The organism is Pseudomonas sp. 21615526, assembly GCF_013386245.1.
Classification (GTDB): Bacteria; Pseudomonadota; Gammaproteobacteria; order Pseudomonadales; family Pseudomonadaceae; genus Aquipseudomonas.
The window spans coordinates 37427-60504 of the sequence record NZ_JACAOM010000020.1 but is presented as its reverse complement, the minus strand read 5'-3'; the positions used below and the strand labels follow the sequence as shown (position 1 = coordinate 60504).

The following is a 23078-nucleotide window of genomic DNA, read 5'->3' as shown; positions in this document are numbered from 1 at the left end:
AAAATCCTGAGGAAAACAGTCAGGGCGGTATTGTGCAACAGAACGTGGCCTCGGCGCGCGAATTCCTGTCGGTAAAACGTCACAGCCTTACGGGACGGTGTCCGCAGGAAAAAGCCGCTCGCCCATATGGTCGATAAACACGCGCAATTTCGCCGAGGCATGGCGACTTGATGGCCAGAGCATCCAGAAGCTGCCGCTGTGCTCCAGGTAATAGTCCAGCACCCGTTGCAGCCGGCCCTGCGCCACCGATTCGCGGACCATGAAGTCTGGCAGGCAGGCAATCCCCAGGCCTTCATGGGCCACGTGCATCAGTGATTCGATGGTGGTGGAGACCAGCGGCGCACGCAGGGTCGGCTCCGACAGGCCCGGCTCCGGGCGCAGTGGCCAGGTTTCCAGTTTGCCGGTGGCGCAGAATTTGTGGCGCAGGCAGGCGTGGTCGCTCAAATCCCGGGGCTGGCGCGGCGTACCGTGCAGGCGCAGGTACTCCGGGGACGCCACCAGCACCAGACGGTAATACCCGAGGTGGCGCGCCATCAAGCGTGAGTCCTCGGGTTTGCCGGTGCGGATCACCGCGTCGAAACCTTCCTCGATCACATCCACCATGCGGTCGGAGAAGTCCACGTCCAGCTCGATCTCGGGATAGGCGCGCATGAAATCCGTCAGTACCGGCATCAACAAGCCGCGCACTTGCGGCAGGCTGACGCGCAACTTGCCTCTGGGGGTGGCGGACGCCTGGCTCAGTTCCTGTTCTGCGGCTTCGACTTCCGCCAGGATGCGCCGGGAGCGTTCGAGAAATAGCGCGCCCTCGCTGGTCAACGTGATACTGCGGGTGCTGCGATGGAACAGCCGCACCCCCAGGCGCTCTTCGATGCGCGCGATGCTTTTGCCAATCGCCGAGGACGACACCCCCAGCATGCGCCCGGCCTCGGTAAAGCTGCGGGTTTCGGCCACCTGCACAAACACTGAAATACTGCCCAGGCTGTCCATCGTCTCGCTCCCGAGGATTGCGGACATTGGCGTCCGATAAGTTCGGAACCTTAGCCTGTTTTTCTCCACCGTGCAGCACCCTACTCTGGCTCCCTGCCCTTTCGTCTGAAAACCGGAGCCAAAAAACATGAGCGACAGCGCCCTATCTTCCACGACCCCCACGGTGAGCCGTGAACGACTGCCTCTGGGCGGCCTGTTGGCATTAGCTACCGCCGGCTTCATCACCATCCTCACCGAAGCCATGCCGGCAGGCTTGCTCCCGCAAATGGGCGCCGGCCTCGGGGTGTCCGAAGCGTTGGTGGGCCAGTTGGTGACCCTGTACGCCCTGGGCTCGCTGTTGGCCGCGATTCCCCTGACCATCGCCACCCGGGGCTGGCGCCGGCGGCCATTGCTGATGATTGCCATCGGCGGGTTTGCCTTGGTTAACAGTGTGACGGCGTTTTCCAGCGATTACCTGCTGACCCTGGTGGCCAGGTTCTTCGCCGGGGTGTTCGCGGGATTGCTCTGGGCGCTGCTGGCCGGTTATGCCAGCCGCATGGTTGCGCCGCACCTGCAAGGCAGGGCCATTGCCGTGGCCATGCTCGGCGCGCCATTGGCGCTGTCACTGGGTGTACCGGCCGGGACATTCCTGGGCACCACGGTGGGCTGGCGCCTGAGCTTCGCGATCATGTCCGGCCTGACGGTTGTGCTGCTGGCCTGGGTGCGCTGGCAGGTCCCGGACTTTGCCGGGCAACAGGCGGAAAAACGCCTGGGGCTGCGCCAGGTGCTGGCACTGCCAGGGATTCGTCCGGTGCTGTTGGTGACTTTCACCTACGTACTGGCTCATAACATTCTCTACACCTATATCGCGCCGTTCCTGGTACCTGCCGGGATTGCAGCGGACATCGACCAGGTGCTGCTGGTGTTTGGCCTGGCGGCGCTGCTGGGTATCTGGATCGTCGGCGCGCTGATTGATCAGCGGCTGCGCGCCTTATTGGTAATCAGCTGCGCAATGTTCGCGCTGTCGGCCCTGGCGCTGGCGTTCTGGATCACCTCGGCGACGGTGATCTACACCACGGTGGCGTTATGGGGGCTGGCGTTTGGCGGTTTGCCGGCATTGCTGCAAACGGCGCTCGCCAAGTCGGCCGGGGATTCAGCCGATGCCGCGCAGTCGATGCTGGTGACGGTGTGGAACCTGGGCATCGCCGGTGGCGGACTACTCGGCGGCATGTTGTTGCAAGGGTGGGGAGTGACATCGTTTCCATGGGCGGTCGCCGCGTTGGTCGTACTGGCGCTGATCGCGACGCTGCGTTTAACCGATGTTTAAACGAAACGTGACGTGATGTTTCTTAACTCTTATGATCGCACCGGGTGCGCTGCTGCATACGGCACAGCGCAGGTTAAAGGATAAGCATTGGTCGGGCCGCCAATGGAGACTTGTCGTGCCTGATAAACACCCTGCTATTCCGCGCCCCCAGGTTCTGGTCGAAGGCGCCCTGTCCGCATTGGAGCGGTTTTCAAGGATCGAAGCAGTCAGCGGTATCGTGTTGCTGCTGGCAGCGATCGTCGCGCTGGTCTGGGCCAACAGCCCCGTCGCAGATTCCTACGAACACTTCTGGAACACCCCACTCACTATCGGGCTGGGAGACTTCACGGTCTCGCGCTCGTTGCACTTCCTGGTGAACGATGGGCTGATGACCATCTTCTTCCTGGTGGTGGGCGCCGAGATTCGCCAGGAGATCAGGGACGGCGCACTCGCCAACCTGAAACTGGCCACCCTGCCCCTCGGCGCTGCGCTGGGTGGCGTGCTGATGCCGGCACTGATTTACACCCTGCTCAACCATGGCACCGTAGCGGCCAGTGGCTGGGCAGTGCCCACTGCCACCGACATTGCATTTGCCGTGGGTGTGCTGGCGCTGTTGGGTAAATCCATCCCCGCCGGCGTGCGCATCCTGTTGCTGGCTTTGGCGATCATTGATGACATCGTCGCCATCCTGATCATCGCGATTTTCTATACCGCCAGCCTGGACTACATGGGCCTGGTGATCGCGGCCTGCGGGCTGGCGCTGGTGCTGGTTTTTCAGCGGATGGGAATTGGCAAGGCGGTGGTGTACCTGTTGCCAGGGGCGATTGTCTGGTTTGGCCTGCTCAAGACCGGCGTCCATCCGACGCTCGCGGGCGTAATGCTTGGCCTGATAACGCCCGTGACTTCCAGACCGACTCGGGAACGCCCTCTGGACACCATCGGGCGCACATTTAACGAGCTGATGGACCGGCTTTCGCATCCGTCAGAAAGTGCCCATCAGGTCGCCAAACCATTGAAGCAATTGAGACAGGCCCAACGGGAAATGTTGCCGCCGGTGCAGCGGATTCAAGCCGGGTTACACCCATGGGTGGCCTTCGGCGTCATGCCACTGTTTGCCCTGGCCAACGCGGGGGTGAGCCTGCAAGGGTTCAACCTGAACGACCCGCTGCCCCACGGTGTGTTCATGGGGGTCATCCTGGCCCTGGTGCTCGGCAAGCCGCTCGGTGTGATGCTGGCGAGCGTGGTGCTGGTCAAACTGAACATCTGCCAACTGCCGGAGGGCGTGACCTGGAACGGCGTCGCCCTGGTGGGCCTGCTGGCGGGAATTGGTTTCACCATGTCGATCTTCATCTCGTCACTGGCCTTCTCCGATCCGACGCTGCTGTCGGCTGCCAAGCTGAGTGTGCTGAGCGCTTCGACCCTGGCGGCTGTGATTGGCCTGAGTTGGGGCAAGCTCAAGTTTGCGCGTTGAATCAAGACTGGTTGAGTCAGCTGATTAGTGGATAAAAAAAGACCCCGGCCTCTTCAGGCCGGGGTCTTTTTATTCAGGCTGTTACGAGATCAGAACTTCTTGATCTCAGCCTTGGTTTCCAACTGCTTGCGATAGGCGGCGAAGTCTTGCTGGCCGACACGGGACGCGAGGAAGCGGCGGTACTGAGCCTTCTCGTCATCGGTCGGTGCAGCGGCTTCATTGACCGCGTTCAAGCGCACGATCACCAGGCTACCGTCTGGCAGTGTCACGCTGGTGAAGGTCGGCTTGTCCTTGGCCGCAGGCTTTGGCATGCGGAACAGGGCTTGCAGCACGGCTGGCTCGACGCCTTCCTGGCCACGGGTGGCCGCTTCGGTGACTTTCCAGGCCTGGCCATCCACCGGCTGGTTCAGCGGGGTCTTGCCATCACGCAGGTTGGCAATCAGCTCGTCCGCGTGAGTCTTCGCCGCAGCGCTCGCGCGCTCCTTGGTCAACTGGGCACGGATGGCAGTGGCAACGCTTTCCAGCGGCAGCTGGGTAGGCTTCAGGTGCTCTTTGGCACGCAGTACCACGATGGTTTCCGGGTCCAGCTCGATGGCGGTGCTGTTGGCACCCTCATCCAGTACTTCAGGGCTGAATGCAGCGGTCACCACGGCACGGTTGGCAGCGATGCCTTCGCCACCTTCACGTCCAAACGGCGCGGAGGTGTGCACGGTCAGCTTCAGATCCGACGCCGGCTGGGCCAGGTCGGAAGCTTCGAATGCAGCGTCTTCCAGTTGCTTGGTCGCGTCGACGAAACGCTGTTCAACCTGTTGGGTCTTGAGCTCGCGGGTCAGCTTGTCTTTCAGGCTGGCGAACGATGGCACTTCAGGTGCTTCAACGCCCAACAGCTTGATCAGGTGCCAGCCGAAGCTCGAACGCACCGGTGCCGAGACCTGGTCCTTGTTCAGTGCATACAGCGCTGTTTCGAAGGCAGGGTCGTAGACGCCAGGGCCAGCGAAACCGAGGTCACCGCCGTTGTTCGCAGAACCCGGATCCTGGGAGAACTCCTTGGCCAGGGCTTCGAATTTCTCGCCCTTGGCCAGGCGCGCCTGGATTTCTTCGATCTTGGCCTTGGCCTGCTCGTCAGTGGTCTTGTCGTTGACTTCAATCAGGATGTGCGCCGCGCGACGCTGTTCAGCGAGGTTGGCGGTTTCTTTCTGATAGAGGGCTTGCAGCTCATCGTCCTTGACCGCGACCTGGTCGAAGAAGGAAGCCTTCTTCAGCTCCAGATAGTCGATGACCACCTGGTCCGGGGTCATGAACTCCTTGGCGTGCTGGTCGTAGTAAGCCTTGACCTCGTCGTCAGTGATCTTCACTGCTGCAGGGTCGGCCTTGACGCTGACGGTGGCGAAATCGCGGGTCTGTTTTTCCAGACGGGCGAACGCGAGCACTTCGGCATCAGTCACAAAACCGCTGCCGGCAATGCCTGCACGAACCTGGCCGATCAGCATTTCCTGGCTCAGCATCTGACGGAATTGCATACGGCTGTAGCCCAGCTGACGGATCACCTGGTCGAAACGCTCAGCGTTGAACTGGCCATCCACCTGGAATTCCGGCGTCTGCAGGATCACTTGATCCAGCGCAGCTTCGGAGAAAGCGAATTTCGAATCGGCCGCGCCTTGCAGCAGCAGCTTGCGATCGATCAGGCCCTTGAGGGCGGCGTCGCGCAGCAGCTTTTCGTCCAGCAAGGAAGCATCGAAGTCCTTGCCCAGCTGTTGCATCAGCTGGCGACGTTGCATGTCGACGGCCTGGCCCAGTTCGCTTTGGGTGATTTCTTCACCGTTGACCTTGGCCACGTCCTGCTTGTTGTTGGTCGAAGCCTGAAAAATAGCCTCGATACCGGTGAACGCCATCAATGCGACGATGATCCCGATAATGGTCTTGGCAATCCAGCCTTGTGAATTGTCCCTGATATTCTGCAGCATGCGTCCCCCAGAAACGGTTGAACTTCAAAATTAGGCAACCGTGGAGCGTGGGTAGAGTCCGGATAGAAGAAAGGCGCATCCGAGGATGCGCCTTCTCGTAACTGGCGGAGCGGACGGGGGTTTGAACCCACACCCCCGGCGTGGCGACCCGATGGATACTCGGGTCAGCTGCCGCTCCGCTGCCAGGTCAGACCTGCGTCCGACCCGGATGGGTAAGGCTTGAGCGAAGCTTAGTTAACGGCTTCTTTCAGGGCTTTACCGGCTTTGAAACCTGGTTTTTTGGCAGCGGCGATTTGCAGAGCCTTGCCAGTCTGTGGGTTACGGCCAGTGCGAGCTGGACGATCGGTCACAGAGAAAGTACCGAAACCAACCAGTACCACAGAGTCGCCGGCCTTGAGAGCGCCAGTGACGGATTCGATTACTGCGTCCAGCGCACGGCCAGCAGCGGCTTTCGGGATATCAGCAGATGCAGCGATAGCATCAATCAGTTCCGACTTGTTCACTCTAAGTCCCCTTATATCTATTGAGTATGATTCTAAGTTTTTTGGTGAAAGCAAAAACCAGTGCTGAATGGCCTACAGACACTTAAGAGCCGCTTTATAACAAGGGCTCTAAAAAGCTGTCAAGGAAGCCCCCAGGCTTAAACGTATTAATGCGTGCTAATTCTTTCCTTAGAGTCAGTCTCGCGTTTTTCATCCTTTGCAACTATCTCAGGAGCCACATCCGGCAAGGGCTCCGGCGCGTATTGCAGCGCAATTTGCAGGACCTCGTCAATCCATTTAACCGGTTTAATCTGCAGATCCTGCTTGATATTGTCAGGAATCTCCTTCAAGTCGCGAACATTCTCTTCAGGAATGATCACGGTCTTGATACCACCGCGGTGTGCAGCCAGCAATTTCTCTTTGAGGCCACCAATGGCCAGTACCTGACCACGCAGGGTGATTTCCCCGGTCATGGCGACATCGGCGCGCACCGGAATGCCGGTCAGGGCTGATACCAGTGCCGTGCACATGCCTACGCCTGCGCTAGGGCCGTCTTTCGGGGTCGCCCCTTCCGGCATGTGGATGTGGGTGTCGTGCTTCTCATGGAAGTCCAGGGGAATCCCCAGGCTCTTGGCGCGGCTGCGCACCACGGTCTGCGCGGCGGTAATGGATTCAACCATCACGTCACCCAGGGAACCGGTCTTGATCAGTTGCCCTTTGCCCGGGATTACGGCGGCCTCGATGGTCAGCAATTCGCCGCCCACCTGGGTCCACGCCAGGCCAGTGACCTGGCCTACCTGGTCCTGCTGCTCAGCCAGGCCGTAGCGGAATTTGCGCACGCCCAGGAAGTGTTCCAGCAGGTCAGCGGTGACCTTCACCGAGAAGCGTTTTTCCAGCGCATGTTCCTTCACGGCCTTGCGGCAGATCTTCGCCAGTTGACGCTCAAGGCCCCGTACACCGGCCTCGCGGGTGTAGAAACGAATGATGTCGCGGATCGCGTCGGCATCAAATTCGATCTCGCCTTTTTTCAGGCCGTTGGCCGCAATCTGCTTGGGCGAGAGGTATTTGACGGCGATGTTGATCTTCTCGTCTTCGGTGTAACCCGGCAGACGAATCACCTCCATCCGGTCCAGCAAGGCTGGCGGAATATTCATCGAGTTGGAGGTGCACAGGAACATTACGTCGGACAGGTCGTAGTCGACTTCCAGGTAATGGTCGTTGAAATTGTGGTTCTGCTCGGGGTCGAGCACTTCCAGCAAAGCAGACGCCGGGTCGCCACGCATGTCGCTGCCCATCTTGTCGATTTCATCGAGCAGGAACAGCGGGTTGCGCACACCCACCTTTGTCATCTTTTGAATCAATCTTCCTGGCATCGAACCGATATAAGTCCGGCGATGACCACGGATTTCCGCTTCATCACGCACACCGCCCAGGGCCATGCGCACGAATTTGCGGTTGGTGGCGTGGGCAATCGACTCCGCCAGCGAGGTTTTACCCACACCAGGAGGACCGACCAGGCACAACACCGGACCACGGATCTTCTTCACGCGCTTTTGCACGGCGAGGTATTCGAGGATGCGTTCCTTGACTTCTTCGAGGCCGTAGTGATCGGCATCGAGAATATCTTCGGCGCGGGCCAGGTCCAGGCGCACCTTGGTCTGGGCCTTCCACGGCACCTGCACCAGCCAGTCGATATACGAACGAACCACGGTGGCTTCGGCCGACATCGGCGACATTTGCTTGAGCTTGTTCAGCTCGGCAGTGGCCTTGGTCAACGCGTCTTTCGGCAGGCCGGCGGCATCGATGCGCTTTTTCAGCTCCTCGATTTCGTTGTGGCCTTCCTCGCTGTCGCCCAGCTCTTTCTGAATGGCCTTCATCTGCTCATTCAGGTAGTACTCGCGCTGGCTGCGCTCCATTTGCTTTTTGACACGGCCGCGAATGCGCTTCTCAACCTGCAGCAGGTCGATTTCGGCATCCAGCAGCGCCAGGACGTGTTCGACCCGGGCCGACAAATCGATGATCTCGAGAATGTCCTGCTTCTGCTCGATTTTCAGCGCCATGTGCGCGGCCATGGTGTCGACCAGGCGGCTTGGCTCATCAATGCTGTTGAGGGAAGAAAGGACTTCTGCGGGGACTTTCTTGCCCAGTTGCACGTATTGCTCGAACTGGGACAGCAGGCTGCGAACGAACACTTCGGATTCGCGCTCAGGGGCGTCGACTTCGTCGATCAGCGCCACTTCGGCACGCAGGTGGCCGTCCACTTCCATGAAGCGCTCGACCGCACCGCGCTGCTCGCCTTCCACCAGCACCTTGACGGTGCCATCAGGCAGCTTGAGCAGTTGCAGGACAGTTGCAACGGTACCAACGCGATACAGGGCATCTTCGCCCGGATCATCGTCAGCAGGATTTCTCTGGGCCAGCAGCAGGATCTGCTTGTCGCCCGTCATCGCGGCCTCGAGGGCTTCGATAGACTTCTCGCGCCCCACGAACAGCGGGATAACCATGTGCGGATAGACGACGACATCACGCAACGGCAGGAGAGGCAATTCGATGGTTGTCTTCATGATTTCGCCTCTATGACAGATGAAAGTAAGCTTGAAACCAAGATGGGGGCTGCCTGCAAAAAAAACAAGCGTAATGGCATCAGTTAAACGCAGTAAAAACAAAGGGGCCCCTTAAGGCCCCTTCATTTTGTACAGCTCGGCAGTGCAACGCTTACGCGTCTGGCGCAGCCTTGGCAGCCGGCTCACTGTTTTCATAGATATACAGTGGCTTGGACTTGCCTTCTATAACGCTTTCGTCGATCACCACTTTACTCACCTCGGACTGCGAGGGGATTTCGTACATGGTGTCGAGCAGTACGCCTTCGAGGATCGAGCGCAAACCACGGGCGCCGGTCTTGCGCTCCAGTGCCCGCTTGGCCACCGATTTGAGCGCGTCAGCACGGAACTCGAGGTCCACACCTTCCATCTCGAACAGCTTGGCGTATTGCTTGGTCAGGGCGTTTTTCGGCTCGGTGAGGATCTGCATCAACGCAGCCTCATCCAGCTCGTCCAGCGTCGCCAGGACCGGCAGACGACCAACGAATTCAGGGATCAGACCGAACTTGACCAAATCGTCAGGCTCGACTTCACGCAGGGATTCACCGACTTTCTTGCCTTCTTCCTTGCTGCGTACTTCTGCACTGAAGCCAATGCCGCCACGGGTGGAACGGTTTTGAATAACCTTTTCCAGGCCGGAGAACGCACCGCCACAGATGAACAGGATGTTGCGCGTATCAACCTGAAGGAATTCCTGCTGCGGGTGCTTGCGGCCGCCTTGTGGCGGTACGGAAGCAACCGTGCCTTCGATCAGTTTCAACAGCGCTTGCTGCACGCCTTCACCGGAAACGTCCCGGGTGATCGACGGGTTGTCGGATTTGCGCGAAATCTTGTCGATTTCATCGATGTAGACAATGCCCATCTGGGCCTTCTCCACGTCGTAGTCGCATTTCTGCAGCAGCTTCTGAATGATGTTCTCGACGTCTTCACCTACGTAACCGGCCTCGGTAAGAGTGGTTGCGTCGGCGATGGTGAAGGGAACGTTCAGCAGGCGAGCCAGGGTCTCTGCAAGCAGGGTTTTACCCGAGCCTGTAGGGCCGATCAGCAAGATGTTGCTTTTGCCGAGCTCGACGTCGTCACTTTTCTTGTCACGCTGGTTCAGACGCTTGTAGTGGTTGTACACCGCTACGGCCAGAACCTTCTTTGCACGCTCTTGACCAATCACATACTGATCAAGGATGCCGCTGATTTCTTTAGGCGAAGGCAATTTATGCGCGCTGCTTTCGGCCTGGGCTTCCTGCACCTCCTCACGGATGATGTCATTGCACAGGTCGACGCACTCGTCGCAGATAAAGACCGAGGGGCCGGCAATCAACTTGCGTACTTCATGCTGGCTTTTGCCACAGAAGGAGCAATAGAGCAGCTTGCCGTTGTCCTCGCCGTTGCGGGTGTCAGTCATTCGTTCGATCCAAATCCGATAGGCTTGCAACACAAGATGAAGGCTATTGAGGGCTTTTTCAAGTCCACTGGTGGTCGGACCTGCCGACCAGCCCTATTTTGAGCTGCTTATATTAAGCGGGGCGCTTTTCGATCACTGCGTCGATCAACCCGTATTCACGAGCCGCTTCGGCGCTCATGAAATTGTCACGGTTGGTATCGCGCTCGATCTCTTCCAGGGTATGCCCGCTATGTTTGGCCATCAGCGTGTTGAGACGCTCACGAATGAAGAGGATTTCCTTGGCATGGATTTCGATGTCCGATGCCTGACCCTGGAAACCGCCCAGTGGCTGGTGAATCATCACGCGTGAGTTCGGCAGGCAGTAACGCTTGCCCTCAGCACCAGCGGTCAGCAGGAAAGCACCCATGCTGCACGCCTGACCGATACAGGTGGTCGATACGTTCGGCTTGATGAACTGCATGGTGTCGTAGATCGACATGCCCGCTGTCACCGAACCGCCCGGGGAGTTGATGTAGAGATGGATGTCCTTGTCCGGATTTTCCGCTTCAAGGAACAGCAGCTGCGCACAAATCAGGTTGGCCATGTAGTCCTCTACCGGACCAACCAGAAAGATCACTCGCTCCTTGAGCAGGCGCGAGTAGATGTCATAGGCGCGTTCGCCACGAGCAGATTGCTCGACAACCATCGGGACCAGGCCGCCAGCGGCCTGGATATCAGAGTTCTGCTGAATATACGAATTACGGAACATGCTCTGCAGTTACTCCCAAATAGTCATGTCTTGAATACGCATAAGCCAGCGCGAGGCTGGCTTATGGGTGTATTTTCAAACGAGTTGAGCGATCAGTCGGCTTGTGCTGCTTCAGCCGGCTTGACTGCTTCTTCGTAAGAGACCGCTTTATCGGTCACCTTAGCCTTCTGCAGAACAGTATCCACAACTTGCTCTTCCAGCACAACCGAACGCACTTCGTTCAGCTGCTGGTCGTTCTTGTAGTACCAGGACACAACAGCCTCAGGCTCCTGGTAGGCCGAAGCCATTTCCTGGATCATTTCGCGAACGCGGGTTTCGTCAGGCTTGAGGTCGAATTGCTTGACCACTTCAGCCACGATCAGACCCAGTACAACGCGGCGCTTGGCCTGTTCTTCGAACAGTTCGGCCGGCAGTTGGTCAGGCTTGATGTTGCCGCCGAACTGCTGAACAGCCTGCACGCGCAGACGATCAACTTCGTTGGACAGCAGGGCCTTCGGCACTTCGATCGGGTTGGCAGCCAGCAGACCGTCCATCACCTGGTTCTTGACCTTGGATTTGATGGCCTGGCGCAGTTCACGCTCCATGTTCTTGCGAACTTCGGTGCGGAAACCTTCGATGCCGGTTTCCTTGATGCCGAACTGGTTGAAGAACTCTTCGTTCAGTTCTGGCAGCTTGGGCTCGGAAACGGTGTTGACGGTCACGGTGAACTCGGCGGTTTTGCCAGCCAGGTCCAGGTTCTGATAGTCAGCCGGGAAAGTCAGGTTCAGAACGCGCTCTTCGCCGGCTTTGGCGCCAACCAGGCCGTCTTCGAAACCAGGAATCATGCGGTTGGAACCCAGCACCAGCTGAGTACCCTTGGCGGAGCCGCCAGCGAATGCTTCGCCGTCAACCTTGCCTACGAAATCGATGTTCAGCTGGTCTTCGTTCTGGGCAGCACGATCGGCCACTTCAAAACGGGTGTTCTGCTTGCGCAGGATTTCCAGCATGTTGTCCAGGTCGGAGTCAGCAACATCAGCGCTCAGGCGCTCGATGGCGATCGAATCGAAACCGGCAACTTCGAACTCAGGGAACACTTCGAAGATTGCAACGTATTCCAGATCCTTGCCTGCTTCCAGGGACTTGGGCTCGATGGAAGGCGAGCCAGCCGGGTTCAGCTTCTGCTCGACAACGGCTTCGTAGAAGGAAGCCTGGATCACGTCACCTACAGCTTCCTGACGTGCATCAGCACCGAAGCGGCGCTTGATTTCGCTCATTGGCACTTTGCCTGGACGGAAACCAGCGATCTTGGCCTTTTGGGCAGTCTGCTGCAGACGCTTGTTGACCTGGGTCTCGATGCGCTCGGCCGGCACGGTGATGCTCATGCGGCGCTCAAGAGCAGAAGTATTTTCAACAGAAACTTGCATGGATATTCCTCGTTGCACAGACGTTAGCTGGCCGTTTCCGACCCCAGAATCAAGGGCATGCATTCTAGTGGGTCAAACTCAAGAAGTCACCCTACTGAAAACGGGTAAAAAAACAGCAGGCAATTTATAGGTGCGAATGCACGAGTGCAGCTCGCCCCGGTGGCAAATACATCCCATCATGCCAGGGCTCTGCGCCAACCCTTCTATATATAGAAGCGGTTGCCAATCAACTCCCTGACAACCGACCCTGCGGGCAAGGCCGGCAGGCAGTGCGGCATCATCGCGAAACATAAATACGACGAAACGCCCTGCCCTGCAGCCCAACACCTGCGACTGCGTTGAAACTCAAACCGCTGAAACAAAAAAGGCGCCAGACTATTAATCTGGCGCCTTTCGAAATATGGGGTGGACGAAGGGGATCGAACCCTCGACAACGGGAGTCACAATCCCGTGCTCTACCAACTGAGCTACGCCCACCATATTGCGTGACCAAAAAGCCCGTCAATAAGGCTATTTGTTGAGCTTCGCGTCGACCCGCAGGCCTTCACGAAACTTTATTTGGTGCGGATGAAGAGACTCGAACTCTTACACCTTGCGGCGCTGGAACCTAAATCCAGTGTGTCTACCAATTCCACCACATCCGCGCTTGAAGCTTTTAAAGCAAAGGCGCCAGACTATTAATCTGGCGCCTTTTTAAATATGGGGTGGACGAAGGGGATCGAACCCTCGACAACGGGAGTCACAATCCCGTGCTCTACCAACTGAGCTACGCCCACCATATTGCGCTACTTGTGCCAAAGCTGCCTAATGGCGCACCCGGCAGGACTCGAACCTGCGACCATCCGCTTAGAAGGCGGATGCTCTATCCAGCTGAGCTACGGGCGCCTTATTAATCTGTACTCTTGGAGGATTACAAACTAACCAGTGCTAGGCTGTGCCCGACAAGTGCGACGAATAGTATAGATGGACCCGAAACCCGTCAAATCCTTTTTATAAAAAATTCATTTTATTTAAGGGGTTAGGGGAATTTGCAGACCAAGCGCCTTTGCCCTCACGCCATGGCATGCGAGAATGCGCGCACTTTTCTTCCCCCTCTCGATGGTTAATCACGCGTAATGACTGCACAACTTATCGACGGCAAATCAATCGCCGCCAGCCTGCGCCAGCAGATCGCCAAACGAGTCGCCGAGCGCAGCCAACAAGGCCTGCGCACGCCGGGCCTCGCGGTGATCCTGGTCGGCAGCGATCCTGCCTCTCAGGTTTATGTCTCGCACAAGCGTAAAGACTGTGAAGAGGTCGGCTTTATTTCCAAAGCCTACGACTTGGCTGAAGACACCACCCAACAGGCCCTCACCGACCTGATCGACAGCCTCAACGACGATCCGGCCATCGACGGCATCCTGCTGCAACTGCCATTGCCCGAGCATCTGGACGCGTCGAAATTGCTCGAACGCATCCGCCCGGACAAGGACGTCGACGGTTTCCACCCTTATAACGTCGGCCGCCTGGCCCAGCGTATCCCGCTGCTGCGCCCGTGCACCCCGAAGGGCATCATGACCCTGCTGGAAAGCACCGGCGTCGATCTGTATGGCCTGGATGCCGTCGTCGTCGGCGCCTCGAACATCGTCGGTCGCCCGATGGCCATGGAACTGCTGCTGGCCGGCTGCACCGTGACCGTGACTCATCGCTTCACCAAGGACCTGGCCGGCCACGTTGGCCGCGCCGACCTGGTGGTCGTCGCCGCCGGCAAGCCGGGCCTGGTCAAGGGTGAGTGGATCAAGGAAGGCGCCATCGTCATCGACGTGGGCATCAACCGCCAGGACGATGGCAAGCTCGTGGGCGACGTGGTGTATGAAACCGCCCTGCCCCGTGCCGGCTGGATCACCCCGGTACCCGGTGGTGTCGGCCCGATGACCCGTGCCTGCCTGCTGGAAAACACCCTGTACGCCGCCGAAACCCTGCACGTCTAATAACCAGCCGTTCTGAAAGAGCCCTGCCTTATCGCAGGGCTTTTTATTGGCCGAAAAAAAGTAGTTTTTTCTTTGTTTTTAAGGGGTTTCATCTGTTTTCAGAAGAACATTCGACAGTTTCTGATCCATACTCCTAAAATGTAACGGCATTTATCAGAAAGTCCGTGCAGAACGGTATATCCCTACTTTTTTTAGCGAGTTCATCCGCGTGAAAATTCATCTTTCCATTGTCAGCCTATTTTTTGCATTGACAGGCACCTTCGCGAGCGCAAGCGAAACCACCACCGCTCCCCGCGACATGTCCACCCTGCACATCGCCTCCGGCAGTGCGATGGTGGTAGACCTGCAGACCAACAAAGTCATCTATGCCAGCAACCCGGATGTCATCGTGCCGATCGCCTCGGTGAGCAAACTGATGACCGGCCTGATCGTGCTGGAAGCCAAGCAGAACATGGATGAATACATCGACATCAACATCAAGGACACGCCAGAGATGAAAGGCGTGTTCTCCCGGGTCAAGATCGGCAGCGAGATGCCGCGCAAGGAGATGTTGCTGATTGCCCTGATGTCCTCGGAAAACCGCGCCGCCGCCAGCCTGGCCCACCACTACCCGGGCGGCTACCCGGCCTTCATCGCAGCGATGAACGCCAAGGCCAAGGCACTGGGCATGACCAGCACCCACTATGTAGAGCCCACCGGCTTGTCGATCCACAACGTGTCCACCGCCCGTGACTTGAGCAAACTGCTGGCCGCTGCACGCAAGTACCCGATGCTCAGCCAGTTGAGCACCACCAAGGAAAAGACCGTGTCGTTCCGCAAACCCAACTACACCCTGGGTTTCTCCAACACTGACCACCTGATCAACCGCGCCAACTGGGACATCAAGCTGACCAAGACCGGCTTTACCAACCAGGCCGGCCATTGCCTGGTGCTGGTGACCAGCATGGGTAATCGCCCGGTGTCGCTGGTGATCCTCGATGCCTTCGGCAAATTCACCCACTTTGCCGATGCCGGGCGCATCCGCAGCTGGGTCGAAACCGGCAAGAGCGGCTCGGTGCCAGACGTCGCATTGCGCTACAAGGCTGACAAGAACCTGAAGAACCGCCCACGGGCGAATGTTCAGGTCACCGAGTCCCGCTGACCCGTAAATAGCGACATAAAAAACGGCGCCCTTGAGCGCCGTTTTTTTATTTGGCATGACTGGCCAGTGCCTTGACTGCTTGGGCCGCCGCCTGTTCCTGGCCCGCCTGGGCCGTGGCGCTGGCAGCCTGCTGCCAGCGCTGGGCGTCGACCTTGACCGGCAACTGGGTGGGCCGCTGAATAAGTACCGCCCACTTGCCGCCGTCTTTCCACGCCGACTCAAACGCACTGAAATCCATCGGCATGCGTCGCGCCAAGCCTGAACGCAGCAGCACCATGCTCTTCTGCTTGTTGTAACCCACCACCACGACATACCGCGGACCGGCCCAGAAGGTCGAGCCCTGGGTGATACGCGCCATCACCGGATACCCGGCCGCGACCTGTGCCAGCAGCGCCGGCAGCTGATCTTCCAGCGGGTACACCAACATCCCGTATTCACGGGCCAGCACCTGCATGTTGCGTTCAAGGTCCGCTTCAGCGCCCGGCAAATGCAGTGGCTTATCCAATAGCCCCGGTGTAATCACAATGCCTTGTTGAGACAGCATGCTGGCAAGAGCGGCTGGGCCACCGAGGTAAGTCTCACCGCGAAACGCCGGCACGCCCTTGAGCTCGACACTCTCCGGCAGCCCCGGGATGCTCGTGGGTTTTGGATGCGAGGAACAGGCCGCCAGCCCCATGAAACAGGCGGCGACCCACCAGGAGGTTTTAATGTTCGAGGGAAACCGCAACTTCTTCACTCACTTGATCAACGGTCGACGTGGGCCCTGATCATAGGACGCTCCGGGGCGCGGGTATAGCCTTGCAGCGCAGTAAAAGGCCGGCGATAGAGCAAACAAGTTGGACGCACACGACCATTGGTCAATAGCAGGCAACCTGCGGATAGCTAGACTGTCCATTGAGAAGACAGTGTGTGCCCGGCACCGGGCGAAAGGAGGCACTTATGAGCCTGACAACAACGATTCTGCTTTTGATCTGTGGCTGGCTGGCCGTCGCCGCCGCCATGCTGTGGGGCGTGATGCGCGTGACCCGCCGGCACCATCACCCACACGTAAAACCCGCAGCACCCGGCAAGCTGCACAAACCCGCCGGGCACCACGCCTGACGCCTTAGCCAGGCATGCAACTGAAGTCTTCGGTCTGCGCCAATTCCTTGCCGTGACTATCCTTCAACTCGGCACGCACCGTCGTACCCAGGCTGGATTCCACCAGGGTGTAATGCTCGCCGGCCTTGAAGTTGCCGTAGGTCACATGCCCGCGACAATCCTGCTGGTTATCATCCCCCGCCTCTTCTTCAAACAAGGTGACGTCCAGGCGATGCGCGCCGGGTTTCACTTCGAAGTAGCGGCCATCATTAATGTTTTTACCGTCCACCCGCTCGGCCATCAGGTCGTTGGGTGCCTCCTCTTGCAAGCCGATCCAGGCTTCGCTCGGGTCCGCCTTCGGCATCGGGCCGGCACACGCCGACAACAACAGGACCGCACTCAAGGCCGGGATCAACAACAAGGGTTTAAGCGACATGGCAGAACTCCAAATGGATAAAGAGTGAACAGGCGAAACAGCTCCCGTTCGATCGGTATCCAGCTTGTTACTGTCACCATTGTTGAACAAATGAATACATATGAAAGGATCTTCAGCCGTTAACTAAATCTTCCTTCACCTGGCTGAAAGGTGCGTGTTAGGTGGGTCCGTCAAGACTGCGAGCGTTTGCAATCCAACTCCTTTGGAGGTTACGGCATGCTCGGGCTGGTAAAGACCGCACTGCTCAAGCCCTACACGTTTATCGTGCTGGCAATTTTCATCTGCATCATCGGGCCCATGGCGGCCTTGCGTACCCCCACTGACGTATTTCCCGATATTGGCATCCCCGTCGTTGCGGTGGTTTGGCAGTACAACGGCCTGTCTCCGGACGCCATGGCCGGTCGCGTGATCTACACCTACGAACGCTCCCTGAGTACCACCGTCAACGACATCGAGCACATTGAATCGCAGTCGTTACCCGGCATGGGCATCGTGAAGATTTTCTTCCAGCCCGGCGTGGATATCCGCACCGCCAACGCCCAGGTAACAGCGGTGTCACAAACCGTGCTCAAGCAGATGCCACCGGGCATTACGCCGCCGCTGATCCTCAACTACAGCGCCTCTACGGTGCCGATTCTGCAGATGGCGTTCTCAAGCCCCAGCTTGTCGGAAGCGAAGATCCGCGACCTGGTGCAGAACAACATCCGCTTGCCCCTGAGCGCCCTGCCCGGCCTGGCCATGCCCACGCCAATGGGCGGCAAGCAACGCCAGATCACCCTCGACCTTGACCCCCAGGCGCTGGCCGCCAAAGGCCTCTCGGCACAGGACGTGGGCAACGCCCTGGCCCTGCAAAACCAGATCATCCCGGTGGGTACCGCCAAACTCGGCCCCAACGAATACACGATCTTGCTCAACAACAGCCCCAAGGCGATTGATGAGCTCAACGACTTGCCGATCAAGACAGTCGACGGTGCGATCATCACCATCGGCCAGGTGGCCCACGTGCGTGACGGCTCGCCGCCGCAGACCAACATCGTGCGCGTCGACGGCCACCGTGCGGTGCTGATGCCGGCCCTGAAAAACGGCAGCATCTCCACCCTGTCGATCATCGACGGCATCCGCCAGATGCTGCCGCGCATCAATGAAACCCTGCCGCCGTCGCTGAAGACCTCGCTGCTCGGCGACGCCTCGGTGTTCGTCAAACAGTCGGTGGGCAGCGTGGCCCAGGAAGGCATCATCGCCGCCTTGCTGACCAGTGCGATGATCCTGCTGTTCCTCGGCAGCTGGCGCTCGACCCTCATCATCGCCGCGTCGATTCCCCTCGCGGTACTGTCGGCCATCGCCCTGCTGGCGGCCACCGGGCAAACCCTCAACGTCATGACCCTCGGCGGGCTGGCGTTGGCGGTGGGGATCCTGGTGGACGACGCCACAGTGACCATCGAGAACATCAACTGGCACCTGGAACAAGGCAAGGCGGTGAAGGACGCGATCCTCGACGGCGCCAAGCAAATCGTCGGCCCGGCGTTCGTGTCCCTGCTGTGTATCTGCATCGTGTTTGTGCCGATGTTCATGCTGCAAGGCATCGCCGGCTACCTGTTCCGCCCGATGGCATTGGCGGTGATTTTCGCCATGGCCAGCTCGTTCATTCTGTCGCGAACCCTGGTGCCGACCCTGGCGATGTTCCTGCTCAAGCCGCACGTGCCGGAGCAAGGTGAAGGTCATCACCCGGAAGATGAATTCATCAACCATCACGAGGGCGACCAGCACAAACCGCAGCGCAACGCGGTGCTGCAATCGGTGCTGAATTTCCAGCAGGGTTTTGAGCGTCACTTCTCCAACGTGCGGGACGTTTACCACGGCCTGCTGACCCTGGCCCTCGGCGCCCGCAAGCGCTTCATCATCGGCTTCCTGGCGTGCATCCTCGCCTCGTTCCTGCTGCTGCCAAGCCTGGGCCAGGACTTCTTCCCGGCCACCGACGCCGGTGCCATGGCCCTGCACGTGCGCTTGCCGCTGGGCACACGCATCGAAGAAAGCGCGGCGGCCTTTGACCGGATCGAAGCGCGGATTCGCGAGATCGTTCCGGCCGACGAACTGGACACCATCGTCGACAACATCGGCATCCCGCTGAGCGGCATCGACATGGCCTACAGCAGCAGTGGCACCATCGGCCCACAGGACGGCGATATCCAGGTCACCCTGAAAAAGGACCATGCGCCCACCGCCGACTACGTGAAAAAACTGCGTGAAGCGTTGCCCGAAAGCTTCCCCGGCAGCCAGTTCGCATTCCTCCCGGCAGACATCAGCAGCCAGATCCTCAACTTCGGTTCGCCGGCCCCGCTGGACGTGAAAATCTCCGGGCGCAGCGATGAAGAAAACCGCGCCTACGCCATCGAACTGGAACGTCGCCTGAAACACATACCGGGCATTGCCGACCTGCGCATCCAGCAGTCCACCGGCTACCCGTCACTGCAAGTCAACGTGGACCGCATGCGTGCCAACGGCCTGGGCATCACCGAGCGTGACGTAACCAACAGCATGGTTGCGTCCCTGGCCGGCAGCTCGCAAACCGCACCAACGTTCTGGCTCAACCCGGCCAACGGCGTGTCGTATTCGATCGTGGCAGCCACCCCGCAATACCGCCTCGACAGCCTGCCGTCCCTGGAAGCGTTGCCGGTAACCGGTGCCGATGGTCAGTCGCAGATCCTCGGCGGCGTGGCGACCATCTCGCGGGTACAAAGCCCGGCCGTGGTGACCCACTACAACATCGAGCCGACCCTGGACCTGTACGCCAACGTGCAAGGCCGCGACCTCGGCGGCGTCGCCAGCGATGTGCAAAAAGTGCTGAACGACATGGCCCCGATGCGCCCCAAAGGCGCGACCATCAGCCTGCACGGGCAGATCGATGCGCTGCATGAAGCGTTCAACGGCTTGAGCTTCGGCCTGCTCGGTGCGGTGGTGCTGATCTACCTGCTGATCGTGGTCAACTTCCAGTCCTGGACCGACCCGTTCGTGATCATCACCGCACTGCCGGCAGCGCTGGCGGGGATCGTGTGGATGCTGTTCCTCAGCGGCACGTCATTGTCGGTGCCCGCACTCACGGGGGCCATCCTCTGTATGGGCGTGGCCACCGCCAACTCGATCCTGGTGGTGAGCTTCTGCCGAGAGCGCCTGGCCGAACATGGCGATGCACTCAAGGCCGCACTGGAAGCCGGCTACACCCGTTTCCGCCCAGTCTGCATGACCGCCCTGGCGATGATCATCGGCATGTTGCCGCTGGCCTTGTCCGAAGAACAAAACGCGCCGCTGGGACGTGCCGTGATCGGCGGCCTGATCCTCGCCACCACTGCCACTTTGCTGTTTGTACCCGTGGTCTTCAGCCTGGTCCACGGTCGTCACCCTACTCGCGCTGCTGCTGGAGAAACTTCACATGTCGTCTGATCACAAACCCTCGCGCAAGCGTCTGATGCTCATGGGTGTCGGCGGCCTGACACTGGCCGCCCTGTTGGTCGCCAACGGCCTGCACGCCCGTACGATGCATGAAAAATCCGTCACCGCCTGGACCGAAACCGCCGCCGTGCCGCAGGTGCTGGTGTTCCAGCCCAAACAGAACGCGGCCGGCGACACCCTGCGCCTGCCCGCGCATCTGGAAGCCTGGAGCAAGGCACCGATTCATGCACGGGTCAGCGGTTACCTGAAAGACTGGAAAGTCGACATCGGCAGCCAGGTCAAGGCCGGGCAGATTCTCGCCGAGATCGACAGCCCCGACCTCGACCAGCAAGTGGCGCAAACCCACGCCCGCATGGTCCAGGAACAGGCCAACGCACGCCTGGCGCAAACCACCGCCACCCGTTGGAAAAACCTGCTGGACAGCCATTCGGTATCGCGCCAGGAGGCCGATGAAAAAACCTCCAACGCGCTGGCGGCCAAGGCCAACGCCCAGGCCGCCGAGGCTGACTATGCGCGGCTCTCGGCCCTGGAAGACTACAAAACCATTCGCGCGCCATTCGCCGGTGTGATCACCGCGCGCAACACCGACATCGGCCAGTTGATCAAGGCTGACAGCGACAGCGATCCGGAACTGTTCGACATCGCCGACACCCACCAACTGCGCCTCTACGTGCCGGTGCCGCAGAACTACGCCGCGGTGATTCATCCCGGGCTGGCCGCCCAACTGACGGTACCCGAGCACCCCGGCGAACAATTCAGCGCGAAGCTGATGGGCGACTCCACCGCCATCGACCGCCGCTCCGGCACCCTGCTCGCACAGTTCGTGGCCGACAACCCGGACGGCAAGTTGCTGCCCGGCGACTACGCCGAAGCCACCCTGGCGATTCCGGCGGATACCCATGGCGTGAGCATCCCGGCCAGCGCTCTGATCTTCCGCGCCGAAGGTACCCAGGTCGCGGTACTGGACGCCAAGAACCATGTGCACCTGCAAGACATCCACATCGGCCTCGACCTCGGCGAGCGCCTGGTGATTGACCAGGGCTTGAAACCCACTGACCGCGTAGTCGACAACCCACCCGACGCACTGCGCGAAGGCGACGCCGTGCAAATGGCCGATGCCGGAGGTGCCCATGCGCCCAAGGCTTAAACCCCTCGCGGCCCTGGTATTGGTGGCACTGCACGGTTGCTCGCTGGCGCCCACCTACAAGGCGCCGACCATCGACCTGCCGGCCAAGTACCGCGAACAGACCAGCGACGGTCCGTGGCACAGCGCACAACCGTCCGACCAACTGGCGCCGAAGTGGTGGCAGCTTTACCAGGACCCGCGCCTGAACGACCTGCAGGAACAACTGCTCAAGGCCAACCCGGACCTGGCCGCAGCGTTGGCGCATTTCGATGCGTCACAGGCGTATGCCAGCCAACTGCATGCCGGGCTGTTCCCGCAAATAACCGCCAGCGCGCAACCGTTGCGCCAGCGGCAATCGGACAATCGGCCACTGCGGGGTGATACCCAGCCTTCGGTGTACAACAGCAACACGGCGGGGTTTGCGCTGAGTTTTGACCTGGATCTGTGGGGCAAAATCCGCAACCAGGTGGCGGCTGGCGATGCACAGGCCCAAGCCTCCGGAGATGACTTGGCGGTGGCGCGCCTGAGCCTGCAGCATCAGTTGGCGACGCTGTACGTGCAGCTCAACGGACTGGATGCCCAGAGCCGGATTCTCAGCAGTTCGCTGGATGATTTTGGCCAGGCGCTGAAACTGACCCGCAGCCGGTACGAGGGGCAGATCGCCTCGGAGCTCGACCTGACCCGGGCGCAGAATCAGCTGGCTGAAGCACAGGCGCAGCTTGACGATGTGCGCGGTCAACGCAATCTCACCGAGCATGCGATTGGTGAATTGGTGGGCGTATCCGCCAGTGAATTCCAGCTGCCGCCGAGCAAGCAATTGATCGCGCTGCCGGGGATTCCGCAACAACTGCCGAGCCACCTGCTGCAACGCCGGCCGGATATCGCGGCAGCCGAGCGACGGGTGTTTGCGGCCAACGCGAATATCGGCGTGGCCAAGGCGGCGTGGTACCCGGATTTCAGTTTGACCGGCTTGATTGGCGGGCAGACCCAAGGTGTGGGCAACTTGTTCTCCGCCGCCAATCGGTATTGGGCGCTGGGGCCGCTGGTGAATCTGCCGATCTTTGATGGCGGCCGGTTGAGCGCCAATGAGCGCCAGGCCAAGGCGGAGTTTGAAGAGGCTTCGGCGCACTATCGCAGCCAGGTGTTAAGAGCCGTGCGTGAGGTGGAAGACAACCTTGGGCAACTGCGCGACTTGCAGCAGGAGGCGATGGACGAACAAGCCGCCGCGAATGCCGCCGAACACACACAGGCACTGGCGATGAACAGTTACCAGGCGGGGGCTGTGAGCTATCTGGATGTGGTGACGGCGCAGACGGCGGCGTTGCAGGCGCAGCGCACGTTGCAGGCGGTGCAGACGCGGCAGTTGCAGGCGAGTGTGGGGTTGGTGACGGCGCTGGGCGGCGGCTGGTTGCCCGACGCCTGATACCTGTCTCAAGAACGACAGTGATCAACTGTGGGAGCGGGCTTGCTCGCGAATGCGGTGGGTCAGCACCGGATATGCTGGCTGACACACCGCCTTCGCGAGCAAGCCCGCTCCCA

The 23078-nt window shown here is 59.7% G+C and carries 17 protein-coding genes and 4 tRNA genes; 8 read left to right on the top strand and 13 right to left on the bottom strand.

What is annotated here, in order from left to right:
* Window positions 1-87 precede the first annotated feature (87 nt).
* Window positions 88-987, bottom strand: coding sequence for a LysR family transcriptional regulator (locus HX786_RS08175; protein WP_178911923.1), 900 nt, complete (start codon window positions 985-987; stop codon window positions 88-90).
* Window positions 988-1114: 127 nt separating this feature from the next.
* On the opposite strand from HX786_RS08175, the gene HX786_RS08170 reads away from it, so the two are divergent.
* A complete protein-coding gene (locus tag HX786_RS08170; RefSeq protein ID WP_177036801.1) occupies window positions 1115-2293 on the top strand; it encodes an MFS transporter in 1179 nt (392 codons plus the stop codon).
* 115 nt (window positions 2294-2408) lie between these two features.
* Window positions 2409-3743 carry a Na+/H+ antiporter NhaA gene (nhaA, locus tag HX786_RS08165; RefSeq protein WP_008431950.1) on the top strand — a complete coding sequence of 445 codons (1335 nt, stop codon included), beginning with the start codon at window positions 2409-2411 and terminating at the stop codon, window positions 3741-3743.
* Window positions 3744-3832: 89 nt separating this feature from the next.
* Here the strand turns inward: nhaA and HX786_RS08160 are convergent, their stop codons facing one another.
* From HX786_RS08160 to HX786_RS08115, 10 genes are all read right to left on the bottom strand, one after another.
* Window positions 3833-5707: a SurA N-terminal domain-containing protein gene (locus tag HX786_RS08160; RefSeq protein WP_003207860.1), complete on the bottom strand. Its 1875-nt coding sequence runs from the start codon at window positions 5705-5707 to the stop codon at window positions 3833-3835.
* A gap of 230 nt (window positions 5708-5937) precedes the next feature.
* Window positions 5938-6210 (bottom strand): HU family DNA-binding protein, encoded by a 273-nt coding sequence (locus HX786_RS08155; protein WP_003174819.1) that lies wholly within the window; start codon window positions 6208-6210, stop codon window positions 5938-5940.
* 146 nt (window positions 6211-6356) lie between these two features.
* Window positions 6357-8753: an endopeptidase La gene (gene lon / locus HX786_RS08150; RefSeq protein WP_003207858.1), complete on the bottom strand. Its 2397-nt coding sequence runs from the start codon at window positions 8751-8753 to the stop codon at window positions 6357-6359.
* Window positions 8754-8904: 151 nt separating this feature from the next.
* The gene (gene clpX / locus HX786_RS08145) at window positions 8905-10188 is read right to left on the bottom strand and encodes an ATP-dependent Clp protease ATP-binding subunit ClpX (protein WP_003207856.1); all 1284 of its coding nucleotides are present in this window, start codon (window positions 10186-10188) and stop codon (window positions 8905-8907) included.
* Window positions 10189-10300: 112 nt separating this feature from the next.
* A complete protein-coding gene (gene clpP / locus HX786_RS08140) occupies window positions 10301-10936 on the bottom strand; it encodes an ATP-dependent Clp endopeptidase proteolytic subunit ClpP (RefSeq protein ID WP_003174822.1) in 636 nt (211 codons plus the stop codon).
* 92 nt (window positions 10937-11028) lie between these two features.
* Window positions 11029-12339, bottom strand: a complete 1311-nt coding sequence (gene tig, locus HX786_RS08135) for a trigger factor (protein ID WP_003207855.1) — start codon at window positions 12337-12339, stop codon at window positions 11029-11031.
* Between the two features lie 401 nt (window positions 12340-12740).
* A tRNA-His gene (locus HX786_RS08130) sits at window positions 12741-12816 on the bottom strand.
* A gap of 82 nt (window positions 12817-12898) precedes the next feature.
* Window positions 12899-12983, bottom strand: a tRNA-Leu gene (locus tag HX786_RS08125).
* A gap of 56 nt (window positions 12984-13039) precedes the next feature.
* Window positions 13040-13115: transfer RNA gene (locus HX786_RS08120), tRNA-His, on the bottom strand.
* 32 nt (window positions 13116-13147) lie between these two features.
* Window positions 13148-13224, bottom strand: a tRNA-Arg gene (locus HX786_RS08115).
* Window positions 13225-13454: 230 nt separating this feature from the next.
* Here HX786_RS08115 and folD point away from each other — a divergent pair.
* Entirely contained in the window at window positions 13455-14309 is an 855-nt protein-coding gene (gene folD, locus HX786_RS08110; RefSeq protein WP_003207853.1) for a bifunctional methylenetetrahydrofolate dehydrogenase/methenyltetrahydrofolate cyclohydrolase FolD, read from the top strand.
* A gap of 208 nt (window positions 14310-14517) precedes the next feature.
* A complete protein-coding gene (gene pbpG / locus HX786_RS08105; protein WP_003207851.1) occupies window positions 14518-15450 on the top strand; it encodes a D-alanyl-D-alanine endopeptidase in 933 nt (310 codons plus the stop codon).
* Between the two features lie 46 nt (window positions 15451-15496).
* Here the strand turns inward: pbpG and HX786_RS08100 are convergent, their stop codons facing one another.
* Window positions 15497-16126, bottom strand: a complete 630-nt coding sequence (locus tag HX786_RS08100; RefSeq protein ID WP_178911933.1) for a peptidase C39 family protein — start codon at window positions 16124-16126, stop codon at window positions 15497-15499.
* A 263-nt stretch (window positions 16127-16389) separates the two neighbouring features.
* Here HX786_RS08100 and HX786_RS08095 point away from each other — a divergent pair, with 263 nt between their 5' ends.
* On the top strand, window positions 16390-16551 hold the full coding sequence (locus HX786_RS08095; RefSeq protein ID WP_003207847.1) for a hypothetical protein: 162 nt from the start codon (window positions 16390-16392) through the stop codon (window positions 16549-16551).
* Between the two features lie 4 nt (window positions 16552-16555).
* On the opposite strand, the gene HX786_RS08090 is transcribed toward HX786_RS08095, so the two are convergent.
* Entirely contained in the window at window positions 16556-16966 is a 411-nt protein-coding gene (locus tag HX786_RS08090; protein ID WP_003207845.1) for a hypothetical protein, read from the bottom strand.
* A gap of 216 nt (window positions 16967-17182) precedes the next feature.
* On the opposite strand from HX786_RS08090, the gene HX786_RS08085 reads away from it, so the two are divergent.
* The 3 genes from HX786_RS08085 to HX786_RS08075 are packed head-to-tail and all read left to right on the top strand — an operon-like array spanning window position 17183 to window position 22962.
* Window positions 17183-20404: an efflux RND transporter permease subunit gene (locus tag HX786_RS08085; RefSeq protein WP_177116912.1), complete on the top strand. Its 3222-nt coding sequence runs from the start codon at window positions 17183-17185 to the stop codon at window positions 20402-20404.
* Window positions 20394-21560, top strand: a complete 1167-nt coding sequence (locus HX786_RS08080) for an efflux RND transporter periplasmic adaptor subunit (RefSeq protein WP_178911922.1) — start codon at window positions 20394-20396, stop codon at window positions 21558-21560. Before HX786_RS08085 ends, HX786_RS08080 begins: the two co-directional genes overlap by 11 nt.
* Window positions 21544-22962 (top strand): efflux transporter outer membrane subunit, encoded by a 1419-nt coding sequence (locus HX786_RS08075; protein WP_178911921.1) that lies wholly within the window; start codon window positions 21544-21546, stop codon window positions 22960-22962. The genes HX786_RS08080 and HX786_RS08075 overlap by 17 nt, the downstream gene beginning before the upstream one ends.
* Window positions 22963-23078 lie beyond the last annotated feature (116 nt).

Coding starts and splice junctions, on each gene's coding strand:
- HX786_RS08090 (WP_003207845.1), bottom strand. CDS start 16,966: ATGTCGCTTAAACCCTTGTTGTTGATCCCGGCCTTGAGTGCGGTCCTG.
- HX786_RS08100 (WP_178911933.1), bottom strand. CDS start 16,126: ATGGGGCTGGCGGCCTGTTCCTCGCATCCAAAACCCACGAGCATCCCG.
- folD (WP_003207853.1), top strand. CDS start 13,455: ATGACTGCACAACTTATCGACGGCAAATCAATCGCCGCCAGCCTGCGC.
- lon (WP_003207858.1), bottom strand. CDS start 8,753: ATGAAGACAACCATCGAATTGCCTCTCCTGCCGTTGCGTGATGTCGTC.
- HX786_RS08085 (WP_177116912.1), top strand. CDS start 17,183: ATGCTCGGGCTGGTAAAGACCGCACTGCTCAAGCCCTACACGTTTATC.
- tig (WP_003207855.1), bottom strand. CDS start 12,339: ATGCAAGTTTCTGTTGAAAATACTTCTGCTCTTGAGCGCCGCATGAGC.
- HX786_RS08095 (WP_003207847.1), top strand. CDS start 16,390: ATGAGCCTGACAACAACGATTCTGCTTTTGATCTGTGGCTGGCTGGCC.
- clpP (WP_003174822.1), bottom strand. CDS start 10,936: ATGTTCCGTAATTCGTATATTCAGCAGAACTCTGATATCCAGGCCGCT.
- clpX (WP_003207856.1), bottom strand. CDS start 10,188: ATGACTGACACCCGCAACGGCGAGGACAACGGCAAGCTGCTCTATTGC.
- HX786_RS08160 (WP_003207860.1), bottom strand. CDS start 5,707: ATGCTGCAGAATATCAGGGACAATTCACAAGGCTGGATTGCCAAGACC.
- HX786_RS08175 (WP_178911923.1), bottom strand. CDS start 987: ATGGACAGCCTGGGCAGTATTTCAGTGTTTGTGCAGGTGGCCGAAACC.
- HX786_RS08170 (WP_177036801.1), top strand. CDS start 1,115: ATGAGCGACAGCGCCCTATCTTCCACGACCCCCACGGTGAGCCGTGAA.
- HX786_RS08080 (WP_178911922.1), top strand. CDS start 20,394: ATGTCGTCTGATCACAAACCCTCGCGCAAGCGTCTGATGCTCATGGGT.
- HX786_RS08075 (WP_178911921.1), top strand. CDS start 21,544: ATGCGCCCAAGGCTTAAACCCCTCGCGGCCCTGGTATTGGTGGCACTG.